18 protein-coding genes are annotated in these 15,733 nt (G+C 28.0%); all 18 read left to right on the top strand.

From position 1 onward, the window contains the following. The first annotated feature begins 32 nt into the window (after positions 1-32). The 18 genes from CS899_RS01705 (at position 33) to CS899_RS01620 (ending at position 15,733) form a co-directional block, all read left to right on the top strand. On the top strand, positions 33-878 hold the full coding sequence (locus tag CS899_RS01705) for a DegV family protein (RefSeq protein ID WP_099203234.1): 846 nt from the start codon (positions 33-35) through the stop codon (positions 876-878). A gap of 86 nt (positions 879-964) precedes the next feature. Further along, complete coding sequence (locus CS899_RS01700) at positions 965-1,378, top strand: RrF2 family transcriptional regulator (protein ID WP_099203233.1); 414 nt, start codon at positions 965-967, stop codon at positions 1,376-1,378. Further along, the gene (locus CS899_RS01695) at positions 1,375-2,517 is read left to right on the top strand and encodes a cysteine desulfurase family protein (protein WP_207204720.1); all 1,143 of its coding nucleotides are present in this window, start codon (positions 1,375-1,377) and stop codon (positions 2,515-2,517) included. Before CS899_RS01700 ends, CS899_RS01695 begins: the two co-directional genes overlap by 4 nt. Before the next feature lie 102 nt (positions 2,518-2,619). After that, the gene (locus CS899_RS01690; protein ID WP_099203232.1) at positions 2,620-3,846 is read left to right on the top strand and encodes an AI-2E family transporter; all 1,227 of its coding nucleotides are present in this window, start codon (positions 2,620-2,622) and stop codon (positions 3,844-3,846) included. A 12-nt stretch (positions 3,847-3,858) separates the two neighbouring features. Further along, the gene (gene alaS / locus CS899_RS01685; protein WP_099203231.1) at positions 3,859-6,495 is read left to right on the top strand and encodes an alanine--tRNA ligase; all 2,637 of its coding nucleotides are present in this window, start codon (positions 3,859-3,861) and stop codon (positions 6,493-6,495) included. Between the two features lie 10 nt (positions 6,496-6,505). Then, positions 6,506-6,778 carry an IreB family regulatory phosphoprotein gene (locus tag CS899_RS01680; protein ID WP_099203230.1) on the top strand — a complete coding sequence of 91 codons (273 nt, stop codon included), beginning with the start codon at positions 6,506-6,508 and terminating at the stop codon, positions 6,776-6,778. A gap of 462 nt (positions 6,779-7,240) precedes the next feature. Further along, positions 7,241-7,657, top strand: a complete 417-nt coding sequence (gene ruvX, locus CS899_RS01675) for a Holliday junction resolvase RuvX (protein ID WP_099203229.1) — start codon at positions 7,241-7,243, stop codon at positions 7,655-7,657. 3 nt (positions 7,658-7,660) lie between these two features. Continuing rightward, positions 7,661-7,909 (top strand): DUF1292 domain-containing protein, encoded by a 249-nt coding sequence (locus tag CS899_RS01670; RefSeq protein ID WP_099203228.1) that lies wholly within the window; start codon positions 7,661-7,663, stop codon positions 7,907-7,909. Between the two features lie 13 nt (positions 7,910-7,922). Then, on the top strand, positions 7,923-8,369 hold the full coding sequence (locus tag CS899_RS01665; protein WP_099203227.1) for a Fur family transcriptional regulator: 447 nt from the start codon (positions 7,923-7,925) through the stop codon (positions 8,367-8,369). Next, a complete protein-coding gene (locus CS899_RS01660; protein ID WP_099203226.1) occupies positions 8,369-10,033 on the top strand; it encodes a ribonuclease J in 1,665 nt (554 codons plus the stop codon). The genes CS899_RS01665 and CS899_RS01660 overlap by 1 nt, the downstream gene beginning before the upstream one ends. A 12-nt stretch (positions 10,034-10,045) precedes the next feature. After that, on the top strand, positions 10,046-10,375 hold the full coding sequence (locus tag CS899_RS01655) for a YlbF/YmcA family competence regulator (protein ID WP_099203225.1): 330 nt from the start codon (positions 10,046-10,048) through the stop codon (positions 10,373-10,375). Beyond that, positions 10,375-11,019: an O-methyltransferase gene (locus CS899_RS01650; RefSeq protein WP_099203224.1), complete on the top strand. Its 645-nt coding sequence runs from the start codon at positions 10,375-10,377 to the stop codon at positions 11,017-11,019. Before CS899_RS01655 ends, CS899_RS01650 begins: the two co-directional genes overlap by 1 nt. Before the next feature lie 33 nt (positions 11,020-11,052). Then, positions 11,053-11,799, top strand: coding sequence for an IclR family transcriptional regulator (locus tag CS899_RS01645; RefSeq protein WP_099203223.1), 747 nt, complete (start codon positions 11,053-11,055; stop codon positions 11,797-11,799). Between the two features lie 116 nt (positions 11,800-11,915). Continuing rightward, entirely contained in the window at positions 11,916-12,197 is a 282-nt protein-coding gene (locus tag CS899_RS01640; protein ID WP_099203222.1) for a 2Fe-2S iron-sulfur cluster-binding protein, read from the top strand. A 24-nt stretch (positions 12,198-12,221) separates the two neighbouring features. Next, positions 12,222-13,145, top strand: a complete 924-nt coding sequence (locus tag CS899_RS01635; RefSeq protein WP_099203221.1) for a catechol 2,3-dioxygenase — start codon at positions 12,222-12,224, stop codon at positions 13,143-13,145. A 26-nt stretch (positions 13,146-13,171) separates the two neighbouring features. Next, positions 13,172-13,990, top strand: coding sequence for an alpha/beta fold hydrolase (locus CS899_RS01630; RefSeq protein WP_099203220.1), 819 nt, complete (start codon positions 13,172-13,174; stop codon positions 13,988-13,990). Positions 13,991-14,066: 76 nt separating this feature from the next. Then, complete coding sequence (locus CS899_RS01625; RefSeq protein WP_099203219.1) at positions 14,067-14,837, top strand: 2-keto-4-pentenoate hydratase; 771 nt, start codon at positions 14,067-14,069, stop codon at positions 14,835-14,837. A 14-nt stretch (positions 14,838-14,851) separates the two neighbouring features. Beyond that, positions 14,852-15,733, top strand: coding sequence for an acetaldehyde dehydrogenase (acetylating) (locus tag CS899_RS01620; RefSeq protein ID WP_099203218.1), 882 nt, complete (start codon positions 14,852-14,854; stop codon positions 15,731-15,733).

The following is a 15,733-nucleotide window of genomic DNA, read 5'->3' as shown; positions in this document are numbered from 1 at the left end:
CAATAGACTTATTTTAAACTTAGGAGAGTTTAATGAAAATAAATATAGTAACTGATTCAACGGCTACCTTGCCGTTAGAATACATTGAAAAAGAAAATATACATGTCTTTCAAATATATTATAATTTTGAAGGCAAGGAATATGAGGAAGGAGATCCAACTAAATATGACTTGTTTTATGAAAAATTTATAGAAAGTGAGGATTTTCCTACAACTTCTCAACCACCGATTGGGAAGTTAATAGAAATTTTTAATAAAGCATTAGAGAATAATCCTGACGCTGTTATAGTTATGCCTATATCAGAAAAGTTAAGTGGCACTTATAACTCTTGTATTTTAGCTAAAGAGATGATCGGCGATGAGAGAATACATATTTATAATGCAAAAACCACAACTCTAAACTTAAAAAGACAAGTTGAATATGTGGTCGAATTAAGGAATAAAAATTTCGATATTGATGAAATTTTAAAAAGGCTTAAAATTCATAGAGAAAATCAAAGTGTATATTTTATTCCTGAATCCTTAGAGTATTTAAAAAGAGGAGGAAGATTATCTTCAACAAGTGCGACAATAGGTGATTTATTAAATATAAAACCTATAGTATCTGTAATGGAGGATGGTTCTTTGGGATTAATAGAAAAAGTTCGAGGCTTTAATAAAGCAATGAATAAAATAGAATCATTCATACCAGAAGATATTAAGTATTTATCTGTTGTATATGTATATAATAAAGAAAAAGCAATGAATATATATGAAAAAATGCAACAAAAATATCCCAACATAGATGTTAAATTTGAAGAAGTATCTTCTGTTATAGGATGCCATATAGGTCCAGGAACTATTGGCGTATTGTTCGGAACATATCTTGATTTGGAATAAAACAAAAAAGCCCTAATCTTAGGGCTTTTTTAATTTTGATTAAATTAGTAGGATATGCTATAATTTGTAATTATTGGAGGAATGAAATGAGACTATCTACAAGAGGAAGATATGGTTTACATGCTATGTATGTTCTTGGTAAAAATTATGAGGGTGAACCAATATCTCTTAATGAAATTTCAAAAATTACTGGACTATCTAATAGCTATTTAGAACAGTTGATTAGAAGGCTAAAAAAAGGTGGGTTAGTTGATAGTATAAGAGGTTCTCAAGGAGGTTATTTTTTAACTAAAAACCCTAAAGATATAACGATAGGTGATATATTAAGAAATTTGGAAGATTTTTTCGGAACCACAGAATGCTCCACTGAAGAAGATTATTGTCCTAGACAAGGATCTTGCCCTGCAAGAGGAGTCTGGGTAGAAATATCAAATGAAATAACACGCAAGGCAAATGAAATGACATTAGATGAAATGGTTAAAGGTAAATACAGGTCATGATAAATGATATTATATATTTAGATAATGCTGCAACAACTAAACCATTTGAAGATGTTATTAATTCAATGATTCCCTATTTAAGAAATAATTTTGGTAATCCTTCAAGCATTTATTCTTTAGGCACAAAATCTAAAGTTGCTATAGAAAAATCAAGAATGATATTGGCTAAAAATATGTCATGCAAACCAAGCGAAGTTTTTTTCACATCAAGTGGAACAGAAGCTGATAATTGGGCATTAAAGGGAATAGCTGAAAGTTACAAAACAAAAGGAAAGCATATTATAACTTCTAAAATTGAACATCCAGCAGTATTAAATACTTGTAAGTTTCTAGAGAGACAAGGATATGAAGTAACATATTTGGATGTTGATTCAGAAGGCATAGTTAATATCGAGGAATTACAGAGTTCAATAAAAAAAGAAACTATATTAATATCTATAATGTATGCAAATAATGAAGTTGGAACTATACAACCTATTGAAGAAATAGGAAAAATTGCAAAAGAAAATGGTGTTATTTTCCATACAGATGCAGTTCAAGCCTATGGGTTATTAGATATAGATATTAATAAAAATAATATAGATTTAATGACTATTTCAGGGCATAAAATTAATGGACCAAAGGGTATAGGGGTTTTATACATTAGAGATGGTATTAACATAGAAAATTTAATTCACGGAGGATTGCAAGAAAGAGGGAAAAGAGCATCTACAGAAAATGTCGCAAATATAGTTGGTCTAGCAAAAGCTATTGAGCTTACAAATACAGATAAAGATATTAAGATAACTAAATTAAAATCTAAAAGAGATTATTTTATTGATAGATTGAAAGATAACATTCCAAATTTAAGACTAAACGGAGATTCTTTAAATAGATTACCAAACAATATAAATGTATCTTTTGGTAATTTGAATTCAGAGTCTATTTTAATGTCCTTAGATATAAATGGAATAGCTGCTTCAGCAGGATCTGCTTGTACTTCGGGAACTATTGAACCTTCACATGTATTAAAGGCAATGAAATTAAATGAGGAAGATTCAAAATCTGCTATAAGATTTAGTATTGGTATAGAAAATACTAAAGAAGAGTTAGATTTTGTTGTAGATACACTAATAGATATTAACAAAAGAGTTAAATAATTATAAGTAGTATATTAAAATATAGGTAGGACTTACCTATATTTTTTTGTTAATATATCATATAATATAAGAATAGATGTTAAAAACAAAAAGGAGGTATGTATGCCATTTGATGTAAGGGAAACATTGATAAATGTTATATTAATTTTATTGGTTGTTTTTATCTCTTTGACTATATACTATTTAATTAATATTGGTAATAAAAATATTAGTTTAAGAAATAGATTAAGATTTGAACAATCTTTTATAAAAAGAACTGCAGTATATGTTTTTTTAATACTAATAGTATTATATTTATTTACTAAACATGCAATATTAGGTTCTACAATTGTAACTATACTTATTTCTATAGTATTAGCATACTTAATTAATCCATTAGTAAAGAAATTGGAAGCTAGAGGCATAAAAAGGGCTTATGCAATACTAATAGTATACTTGTTAGTAATTTTAATTTTTGCATTGATGATAACTATAATTATGCCAGAAATAACAGAGCAGCTATTTAATTTCATAAGAAATGCTCCTACTATTTTAAATGATTTATCTAATTCAGTAATAGAGTTTGTTGAAGATAACTTTTCTGACAATGAGAAATTAAATAATTTCACAGAAGAAATAGAACGGATGATAGGAAAGGCTATTTCTAATATAAGAGTTAAGTTACCAGAAACTGCAGCAAAATTTGGCGAAAAAATTAGTGGACTTGCTAGTAGTTTAATTAGAATAGTGTTAATCCCGATAATTTCCTTTTATTTACTATTAGATAAAGAAAAATATATAGAAGGAGCTAAAAATTTAATACCTAAGAAAGATAGGGATAATTACTTAATCCTATTTAAAGACATAGATAGAGTAAATTCTCAATTTATAAGAGGTAGACTTTTAATGGCGTTAGCTGTAGGAGTATTAACTGCTATATTTTTATTAATAATGGGGATAGAATATGCATTGGTAATAGGCGTTATAACATGCATAGCAGATATAATACCTTATATTGGTCCATTCCTTGGATTTACGCCAGCAGTAATAATAGCTTTTATAGATAACCCAATAAAAGCAGTTATTGTAGGTGTTGCATTTGTATTTATTCAATGGTTAGAAAATAATATATTAGCACCTAAAATATTAGGAACTACAATTGGATTGAATCCACTTTTAATTTTACTTAGTTTAGTAGTAGGTGCTGGAATGTTTGGAGTTGTAGGTATGATATTTTCGGTGCCTGTAGTTGCAACTATGAAAGTGGTGTTACAACATTTTAAAGATGATATAAAAAACTTTTTTTTAAATACTAACAATATAGAAGATGAAGAAAATAAAAATAAATAAGTGTGAGGTTTTATGAGAAATTTAGGTTTAAATGAGATACGTAAAGAATTTTTAGATTTTTTTAAAGAAAAAGATCATATTGTATTAAAGAGTTTTCCGTTAATTCCACAGGATGACAATAGCTTACTTTTAGTTAATGCAGGTATGGCACCTTTAAAAAAATATTTTACTGGTGAATTAAAAATGGCTAAAGATAGAGCCTGTTCTTCTCAAAGATGTATTAGAACGGGAGATATAGATTCTGTTGGAATAACTCAAAGACATGGCACTTTTTTTGAAATGCTTGGGAATTTTTCATTTGGCGATTATTTTAAAAAAGAAGCTATAGAATGGTCTTGGGAATTTTTAAATAAAAAAATGGAAATACCAGAAGAAGTTCTTTGGGTTTCAGTATATGAAGAAGATGATGAAGCTTATAATATTTGGAAGAATGAAATTGGAATTCCAGAAGAAAAAATTGTTAGGTTGGGAAAAGAAGATAATTTTTGGGAGCTTGAAGTAGGGCCTTGTGGTCCATGTTCAGAGATACATGTAGATAGAGGAGAAAAATATGGTTGTGGAAGTCCAGACTGTAAACCAGGGTGTGACTGTGATAGATTTCTAGAGGTTTGGAACTTAGTATTTACACAATTTAATAAAGATTCAGATGGTGTATATCATAAACTAGCAAACCCGAATATTGATACAGGCATGGGATTAGAAAGAATTACAATGGTTCTAGAAAATGCTGACAATATTTTTGAAATAGGCTTAGTCAAAGATATAATTTCTAAAATTGAGAAATTAAGTAACAAGAAGTATAAAGAAAACGATAAAGATGATATATCTATAAGAATAATAGCAGATCATGCACGAGCAATAACTTTTTTAGTTTATGATGGCGTTGTTCCAAGTAATGAGGGAAGAGGATATGTTTTAAGAAGACTTCTAAGAAGAGCTTCAAGACATGGGAAATTATTAGGTATAAAAGGAAATTTTATAACTGAAGTTTCTAAAGTTGTAATGGAAGTATATAAGTCTGAATATCCTGAATTATTAGAAGAACAAGAAAGAATTTTTAAAATTTTAAATTCTGAAGAAAACAAATTTCAAGAAACTATAGATCAAGGGCTAGTTATTTTAGAAAGTATAATAGCAGAAGCTAATACAAACAAATTAAAGGTTATAGATAGTAAAGATGCTTTTAAACTTTATGACACTTATGGATTTCCTATCGATTTAACTGTTGAAATATTAGAAGAAAATAATATGTCTGTAGACATTGAAAAGTTTAATATGCTGATGGAAGAACAACGAAACAGATCTAGAGAATCTAGAAATGAAGATAATATTGGATGGTCAAGCAAAGATAATTTAGAAATAAAAAGTTTAGAAGCAACAGAGTTTTTAGGCTATAACTTACTAAACAATAAATCTAAAATAAAAAGAATATTTGTAAATGATAATTCTGTTGGTGAAATAAAAACAGGAGAAAAGGGTATAATAGTGGTTGAGGAGTCAAGTTTTTATGGTGAAAGTGGTGGTCAGGTTGGAGATCAAGGAATTATAAAAACCAAAGATTCAAAAGCTATAGTTATAAATACAACTAAAAATAAAAATAATGCTATATTACATCATGTAGAGGTTGAAAATGGTACCTTTAGATTAGAAGAAGAAGTAGAAATGAAAGTAGATATTCAAAGACGTAGAGATACTATGAAAAACCATACAGCAACTCATTTACTACACAAAGCATTAAGGGAAGTATTAGGAAATCATGTGCACCAAGCAGGGTCATATGTAAGTTCAGAAAGGTTAAGATTTGATATTACCCATTTTGAAGCAATATCAAAAGACGATCTATTAAAAGTTCAAAATATTGTTAATGATGTAATTTCTTTAGGGATGCCAGTAAATTCTTCAGAGATGACTCTTGAAGAATCTACAAAATTAGGAGCTATAGGTCTATTTGAAGACAAGTATAAAGATGTTGTAAGAGTAATTAATATTGGAAATGGATACTCTACAGAATTATGTGGAGGAACACATGTAGTTTCTACATCGGACATTCAAATGTTAAAAATAATATCTGAATCATCAGTAGCAGCAGGGATAAGAAGAATTGAAGCAATAACAGGTAGATCTGTATATGAAGATTTAAAAGCGAATGAAAACTTAATAAATGATATTTCTAGTATTTTAAAATCAGATAAAAATGAAATTACTCATAGAATAGAAAACATACAAAAAGAAGTTAAGTCACTAGAAAAACAAATAACTTCATTTAAAGAAAAAGATAGTAAGAAAGATTTGAATACAGTATTAAATGAGGCTAAAGAAATTCAAGGTATTAAAGTGATTATTCATAAATTTGAAAATTTAGATACACAAACATTTAGAAATTTAGGAGATACTTTAAAAGATAAACTAGGTACTGGAATAATAATTTTATCAAATCTAAATAAAGATAAATTAAACTTTTTAACTATTGTTACAAAAGATTTAACAAATAAAGTTTCCGCTGGTGATATTGTTAAGCAAGTAGCTATTAAGACAGGCGGAAATGGAGGAGGCAGAAGGGACTTTGCAATGGCTGGTGGAAAAGATATTACAAAAGTCGATATTGCAATAAATTCTGTTGTCGATATATTAAATGAATTAATTAAATAGGAGGATACAAATGCAAGAAAAAGAAAATATAAATAAGACAATGATGTTTGAACCTCAAAAAGATGAATCTAAATCAGTAAAAGAAATTTTGGATTCTGTGTATAAACTATTATCAGAAAAGGGATATAAGCCAGTAAATCAAATTATAGGGTATATTCTTTCAGATGATCCAACTTATATAACAAGTTATGGAAATGCAAGAAATATTATAAGACAAGTCGATAGAGATGACTTATTAGAAGAATTATTAGAATTTTATTTAAAAGAAAACAATATAAAGTAATTTATACTAGACTTAAAAAAAATAATTATAATTATTTTTAATAATATACTATTTACCAATTAATAAAAAAATTATTTAACATATTATTTATAAAATATTAGTAGAAATGAATTTTCATTTCTACTAATATTTGTGATTAAATAAAAAATTATCAAAATTTAATTAAGAATAATAATTACAAGTTATATGGCATATTGTTAAAATATAATTGATTTTAAGGTTATTTATTAATTTTATACTTGGTATAATTTAATAAAGATAGTAAATATTATTTTATTGAAAATATATTTAGAAAACTAAGATTATTAATAGAAGTATTGAATAAATTACAGTATACATGTAAATTCTCTAAACAAGTATAATTTGCAAATTGTAAATCATAGTTAATATTTAACATGCAAGATATCTATTTTAGGGATATTGTAATTTAGTTAGTAAATACTTCTATAAAAAGGTGGTTTAATGGAAAGATACATGGGGTTGGATGTTGGGGACAAGACTATAGGTGTTGCTATTAGTGATCCGTTTTTTATTACAGCTCAAGGGCTAAAAACTATTAAAAGAGTTAGTGAAAAAAAAGATATAAACGAGCTTTTGGATATTATAAAAGATAACAATATAGTTAAAATTATAGTTGGTATTCCTAAAAATATGAATAATTCAATAGGCCTTCAAGGAGAAAAAGTTATTTCTTTTACTAATAAGCTAAAATCCAGAACAGAAATTGAAGTAATATATCAAGATGAGAGATTATCAACAGTATCTGCTGAAAGGATATTAATAGAAGGAAATATGAGGAGAAATAAACGTAAAAAGGTTATAGACATGGTAGCATCAACATATATTCTACAAACCTATTTGGATAGTATAAGGAGGTAGGCAATGGATATAATAGAGCTTTATGATGATTCGGGAAATCTTCAAAAGTTTGAATTACTTGATACTTTTGGTATGGATGACGATAATTATGCAGTTATGTTACCCATAAGTGAGCATAATCAAATGACTTATATATTAAAAATAAAAAATGGCTCAAATGGTGAGATAATTTTTGAAGGAATAGAAGATGAAAAAGAATTAAATGATGCTGTTGAAGTATATGAACAGTTGAAAAAAGAAAATATGCAATAGACAAGGAGGGGTCATGGATTTAGGTAAATTAAAAGAATTATTAATTAAGAATGGTTATAAAGTAACCAAGCAAAGAGAAATAATTTTTAATACTTTAATTGAAAATGAGGAATCACATTTAAGTCCTGAAGAATTACATGAAATTGTAAGCAAAAAGGACAAAGACATCGGAATAGCTACAGTATATAGGACATTATTACTTTTTGAAGAATTGAGATTAGTGTACAAATTAGATTTCGATGATAATAGATATCGTTATGAGATAGTAAACGATGGCGAAAAACATCATCATCATCATTTAGTATGTACATCTTGCAATAAAGTTATTGAAGTTAAAGATGATCTTTTAGAAAATATTGAAGAAAATATAGAGAAAACATATGATTTTAAAATAGATGATCATGAACTAAAATTCTATGGGTTATGCTCCGATTGTCAAAAAAATAATAGGAGTGTTTAATGGCAAAAAAACAAAATAAATTAAAAATAATTCCATTGGGTGGAGTATCTGAAATTGGGAAAAATATGACTGTTGTCGAATATAATGACGAAATTATAATAGTAGATTGTGGGTTAACTTTCCCTGATGAAGACATGCCTGGAATAGATATAGTAATTCCAGATATTACTTATTTGGAAAAAAATGTGCAGAAAATAAAAGGTTTAGTTGTGACACATGGACATGAGGATCATATAGGAGCTATTCCTTATATTTTAAAAAAGATGAACATACCAATATATGGTACAAAATTAACAATAGGTTTAATTAAAAATAAATTAAATGAACACAAGCTAAGCAAAAAAAACTTACATGTTGTAGAAAAAGGTAAATCTATAAAATTAGGTGTTTTTGATGTTGAATTTATTCAAGCCAGTCATAGTATCCCAGATTCTGTTAGCTTTTCTATAACTACACCACTAGGTGTCTTAATATTTACAGGAGATTTCAAGATTGATTATACTCCAATAGATGGTGATGTTATGGACTTAACAAGGTTTGCTGAATTAGGAAAAAAAGGTGTACTTGCTTTGCTTGCGGAAAGTACTAATGTAGAAAGACCAGGTTACACTTTAAGTGAAAAATCTGTAGGAGAAACGTTTATAGATTTATTTTCAAAAGCTGAATCTAGAATAATAGTGGCAACATTTGCTTCAAATGTCCATAGAATACAACAAGTAATTCATGCAGCTGAACATTTTGGAAGAAAAGTTGCTCTTTCAGGTCGATCTATGGTTAATATAATAACTGTTGCTAGAGAATTAAATTATTTGGATGTTAAAAGTGACACCTTTATAGATTTAAAAGATATTAATAAATATGATGGAAATAAAATTGTTCTACTTACAACCGGAAGCCAAGGTGAACCTATGAGTGCATTAACAAGAATGGCTTTTGGAGAGCATAGGCAAGTGCATTTAGTTCCAGAAGATACTGTAATTTTATCAGCATCTCCTATTCCAGGAAATGAAAAAACAGTATTTTCAATCATTAATAAGCTAACAGAGCTAGGTGTTAATTTAATTTATCATTCATTGGCAGATGTACACGTTTCAGGACATGCTTGTCAAGAGGAATTAAAATTAATTCATACTCTTGTTAAACCTAAATATTTTATACCTATACATGGTGAATATAGACATTTAATAAAACATGCTGAACTTGCTGAAAGTTTAGGGACACCAAAAGAAAATATTTTTATAGGAAGAAATGGAAATACTTATGAATTCACTAAAAGAACTGGAAAATTGGTAAAAACAGATTATGCAGGAAATATATTAGTGGATGGATTAGGTATAGGTGATGTAGGTAATATCGTATTAAGAGATAGGAAACATTTATCAGAGGATGGACTTATAGTTGTGGTGGTTACTATAAACAAAGATAATGGAGAATTAATATCAGGTCCGGACATAATATCTAGAGGCTTTGTTTATGTAAAAGAAAATGCTGATTTAATGGAAGAAGCAAAGCATGTTGTAGAAAAAACATTAGATTTATGCAGTAAATCTAGAATAAAAGGTTGGTCTACAATTAAGAATAATATAAGAGATAGTCTAAGAAAATTTGTATACGAAGAGATAAAAAGAAATCCTATGATACTACCAATAATTATTGAAGTTTAATAAGGAGGAAATATGGATTTAGTATCTAAAGCAGAAGAATTAGGGCAATTATTAGCTAATTCAAATGAGTATGTAGAATATAGAGAATTATATAATTCAGTATATAAAAATGAAAAAAACAAAGATATAATAGATGATTTTAGAAAAAAGGTAATGGAATATCAGATAAATTATGTAAGTAAAGGTAAAGAATCCGAAGATGAAATAAAGAAACTTGAAAATTTACAAAATATTATTATGATGAATCCAGAAGTAGCAAAATTCATGGCAGCAGAAGCAACTTTTTCTGTAGAACTAAAATCTGTATATGATGCTATAGAGAATGCTATTAAATTAGATTAATGATAGTAGAAGAAAATGTTGAAAAGTATATAAGAACTATTTCTAAAACAAATAATAATGATTTATTGGAAATGGAAAAATATGCTTTTAATAATAAAATACCTATTATTGAACCTGAAGTTAGAAATTTTTTAGATGTAATAGTTAGAATTAAAAAACCTAAAAAAATATTGGAAATTGGAACAGCTATAGGATATTCTGCAATAGTTATGAAACTTGCTAATGAAAATTCTAAAATTACTACTATAGAAATAAATGAAGAAAATTTTTTGAAAGCAAAAGAAAATGTAGAAAAAATTGGATTTAATAAAGATATACATTGTATTTTGGGTGATGCAAATGATGTTTTAGATTTATTAGAGGAAAAATATGATTTAATATTTATGGATGCAGCAAAAGGTCAATATATTAATTATTTTGAGAAGTCCATAGATAAGTTAGATATTGATGGTATATTAATCTCAGATAATATCTTATTTAAAGGTATGGTAGCAACTGAAGAATATAAGAAAAATAGACATAGAAAAATAACAATTGTAAAAAGATTAGATCAATATATAGAATTATTAATGAATGACGAAAAACTTTGCACATCAATTATACCTATAGATGATGGAATGTCTATAACCTACAGAAAACATTAATTTCTGTAGGTTATATATTTAAGGAGTGAGAAAATGGGAAGTGTTTTTATACAATCTGTGGATAGAGCTTTTAAAATTCTGGAGTATATTTCTGCTAAAAATAGTGCTGGTATATCAGAAATATCTAGAGACTTAGATATAAATAAAAGTACAGTTTTTGGATTAATTAAAACATTGGAATCATTAGGGTATATAGTTAAATCTAAGAGGGATAGTAAGTATTTGCTATCCTACAAATTTTATTCGTTATCTAGTCGGTCCGCACATAGTATGCCAATATTAGATGTAATAAAACCTTATCTTGAAAAATTAAGCAAAAAATATGGAGAAACCGTACATTTAGTTGTCGGAACTGATAATTCTGTTGTATACATAGATAAATTAGATGGAACTCAGTCAATATCTGTATTTACTAAGATAGGTGCCAAAATGCCACTACATTGTACAGGGGTAGGAAAAGCTATACTTTCATTGAGAGATAATATTCAGGTTATGGAATATGCAGATTTTTTTGGTTTAGAAACTTTTACAAAAAATACAATAACTAATAAATTCAAATTAATAGAAGAAATTGAAAAAATAAGGAAGCAAGGTTATAGTTTAGATGACGAAGAAGCTCAATATGATTTATTTTGTATTGCCATAGCATTTAAAACTGAAAAAGAAGAATATTCTATTAGTATCTCTGTGCCTAAATTCAGAATTAATGAAAAGCTTAAAAAAAGTATTATAGAAGATTTATTAGAAATAAAAGATAGTATGAGTAAATATTATTTATAATAAATCTTGACAATATAGGGTATTGAAAATATAATGAAGATAAGATAACGCATTATAATAAAAAGAGAACGAAATATTATATTATAATACAAGACTAAGAAAGAGATCGGAATATAATGTATACTATAAAAATAGTAAACGAAAATTTTCAATTTTCATGTATTAATGGAGAATCTTTATCTGATTCCATGCATAGAGTTAACAATAAACATCCAATAGTAGGGTGTAGAGGTGGAGGTTGTGGTGTGTGCAAGATAAAAATCATATCAGGTAAATATGATTTAGGCAAAATGAGTATCAAGTATATATCTTTGAAAGATATAGGAAAAGGTTATTCTCTAGCTTGTAGAACATACCCAAAATCAGATATGGATATAGAATTTGTAGGCAGAAAGTGATTTTTTATCTAAAGGAGGAGAAAAATGGCAGTTACAGGTATTTTAAGAGTTGGTTTAGTTCAAATTAAAGTTTTAGATTTTGATGAATCGTTAGTGCATTATAGGGATAGGATAGGATTAGATATTGTAGGAAATATTGATGAAGATAGAATAATGTTAAAAACTTATGATGAATTTGATCATCATTCTCTTGTATTACATAAAGCAGATACAGCGGGAATAGATTTTATAGCTTTTAAAGCGGACAATGAAAAAACAGTAAATAAAATAATAGAAAAGACAAAATCTGAATATGGATTTGATTATGAAATTATGAGTGATCAACCTGGATATGGTGAAATACACACTTTTACTGTTCCAACAGGACATAAAATAGGGATATATAATGAAGTTGAACTGGCAGAAGATTATCCAATGATAAGAAATCCTTATATATGGAAAAAAGAGCCAAAGGGTATGGCACCAACTTGTTTTGACCATGCTTTATTATATGGACCAGATCAAGCAACTACTGTTAAGTGGCTAACTGAGGTTTTAGGTTTGGCTATTACAGAGATATTATTAAAAGAAGATGGTGAAAATCACTTATGCACTTGGTTATCAGCAAATACTAGGGGACATGACTTAGCAGTATTAGATTTTCCAGAACCAAATGTATTACATCATATTTCATTCCACTTAGAAGATTGGCATGCAGTTGGGCATGCAGCTGATATAATGGCAAGATATGAAATCAAGATAGATGCAGGACCAATGAGACATGGTATTACTAGAGGTCAAACAATTTATTTCTTTGATCCTTCAGGAAATAGAAACGAAACTTTTGCAGGTGGCTATGAATTTTTCCCAGACCATCCAGTTAGGATTTGGGATGCTGATCATGCAGGAGCAGGAATATTCTACTATGATAAAGCATTAAATGATAGATTTTTATCAGTTTATAGCTAGAAGAAAGTTATCGAGGAGGAGTTAAATTGAGTAGACCAGAAATTGGAAAAAGTATAGTTACAGGTAAATTTACAACTAATTATTTAGAAGTTGGAGAAGGATTTCCGATAATTTTCATACATGGATCTGGTCCAGGGGTTTCAGCCTATGCTAACTGGAGATTAGTTTTACCGAAAATATCTGAAGTAGGACATTGTTATGCACCAGATATGTTAGGGTTTGGATATTCAGATAAACCAACAGATGTTAAATATGGAATGAAACTTTGGACTCAACAAATAGTTGATTTCATGGATGCTTTAAAGATAGAAAAAGCTGATTTTGTTGGTAATTCTTTCGGAGGATCTTTAGCTTTATCAATGGTAATTAATTATCCTGAAAGAGTTAGAAAATTAGTGATGATGGGTCCAATGGGAGTAGAGTTTGATATTTCTTATGGTTTAAATGAAGTATGGGGATATCAGCCTTCTAAAAAAAATATGTTAAAACTTATAGAACTTTTCTGTTATAACCAAGAATATGCTACTGAAGAATTAGCAGAAACAAGATATAGAGCGAGTACTGAACCTGGTTTTCAAGAGGCGTTTAGTTCAATGTTCCCAGAACCAAGACAAAACTCAGTAGATGATATGTCTTTTACGGATGAACAAATAAAAACTGTTAAAAATGATACTATGATTGTTCATGGTCGCGAAGATAAAGTTATACCTGTAGATAATGCATTTAAATTAATAAAATTAATAGATAATGCAGAATTACACATATTTGGACATTGTGGACATTGGACACAAATTGAAAGAGCAGATGACTTTGCAAAATTAGTAAAATATTTTATAGGAAAATAAGATAATTAAAATGTGGAAGTTACTGTAATGGTAACTTCTATATTTTTCTAATTTAATGTAAATTAGGAGAAATAATATGGATAAATTAAGTAAAATAGCAGATAAATTGTATGATGCCGCAAATAATTTATATCAAATTGATCCAATTAGCAATAGACATAAAGATTTGACTATAGATGATGCCTATAAAATACAATTAATAAATCATGAAAAAGAATTAAAAAAAGGAAAAGTTGTTACCGGAAAAAAAATTGGTTTAACTTCAAAAGGTATGCAAGAAGCCATTGGTGTAAATCAGCCAGATTTTGGAATTTTGTATAATGATATGGAAGTAAAAAATAATATTATTGATACTGATAGTATATTACAACCAAAAGTTGAAGGAGAATTAGTATTTGTTTTAAAAGAAAATATTGGCGACAATATTACTTATGAGAGAATAATAGAAGCTACAGATTATGTTTCTCCTGCAATAGAGATAGTAGCAAGTAGAATAAAAAATTGGAAAGTAACAATTGTTGATACTATTTCAGACAATGCTTCTTGTGGACAATATATAGTATCAGATATAAAAATAGATCCTAAAAAAGTTGATCTAAAAAAAGTTCAATTATCTATGTATAAAAATAATGAATTTATAAATAATGGATATGCAACAGAAGTCCAAGGAGATCCAGTTAATGCCGTTGTATGGTTAGCTAAAACTCTAGGTAAATATGGTGTAAGATTTAATAAAGGTGATGTGATATTATCTGGAGCGATTACAGGTGCAGTTCCAGCTTTTAAAGGAGATAAATTTATTTGTGATTACCATGAATTTGGAAAAATCGAAATAGAATTTATTTAATATAGGAGAAATATATGGATAAAATAAAAGTGGGAATCATTGGTCCTGGAAATATTGGACAGGACTTAATGATAAAAATAGGAAGGAGTAAGTACCTAGAACTTGTGTGTGTTGTTAATATTAGAGAATCAAAGGGTTTAGAGCATGCAAGAAAATTGGGAATAGATGCCTCTCCGCTTGGAGTAGATTATTTAATAGAAAATTATAAAGGAAAGATTAAAATAGTTTTCGATGCAACATCAGCAAAAGCTCATTTGTCTGCTTACAAGAAATTACAAGATGTAGGTATGTTTGTTTTAGATTTAACTCCTGCTTCAGTAGCTCCATATTGTGTTCCAGCAGTTAATCTAGATAATAATATGCTAACTGAAAAAGAGGTAAATTTAGTTACCTGTGCTGGACAAGCAACCACACCTATGGTTTCAGCTATTAATGAAGTTGCTGATGTTTATTATGCAGAAATAGTATCATCTTTAAGTTCTGATAGTGCTGGCGCAGGGACAAGAGCTAATATAGATGAATTTACAGAAACTACTAGAAATGCATTAATAACAATAGGCGGTGCAGATGAAGCTAAAGTTATAATTATATTAAATCCTGCAGAACCTCCTATTTATATGAGCAATACCATATACACTAAAGTAAGAAATTTAGATATGGATAAGATTATCGAATCCACAAATAAATGTTTGGATAAAATGCAAGAATATGTTCCAGGAGTAAGATTTAAAATGGAACCAACACTAAAAGATTTAAATGATGATATAGTGGTAATGATATTAGAAGTAGAAGGATTAGGTGATTTTTTACCAGTTCATTCTGGTAATCTTGATATTATAAATGCCGCTGCAATAAAAATAGCAGAAGAAAAGGCTAAAAAACTACTTGAGGTGTAA

Source organism: Miniphocaeibacter massiliensis (assembly GCF_900232905.1).
Classification (GTDB): domain Bacteria; phylum Bacillota; class Clostridia; order Tissierellales; family Peptoniphilaceae; genus Miniphocaeibacter; species Miniphocaeibacter massiliensis.
This window is presented reverse-complemented; position numbering and strand designations above follow the sequence as displayed.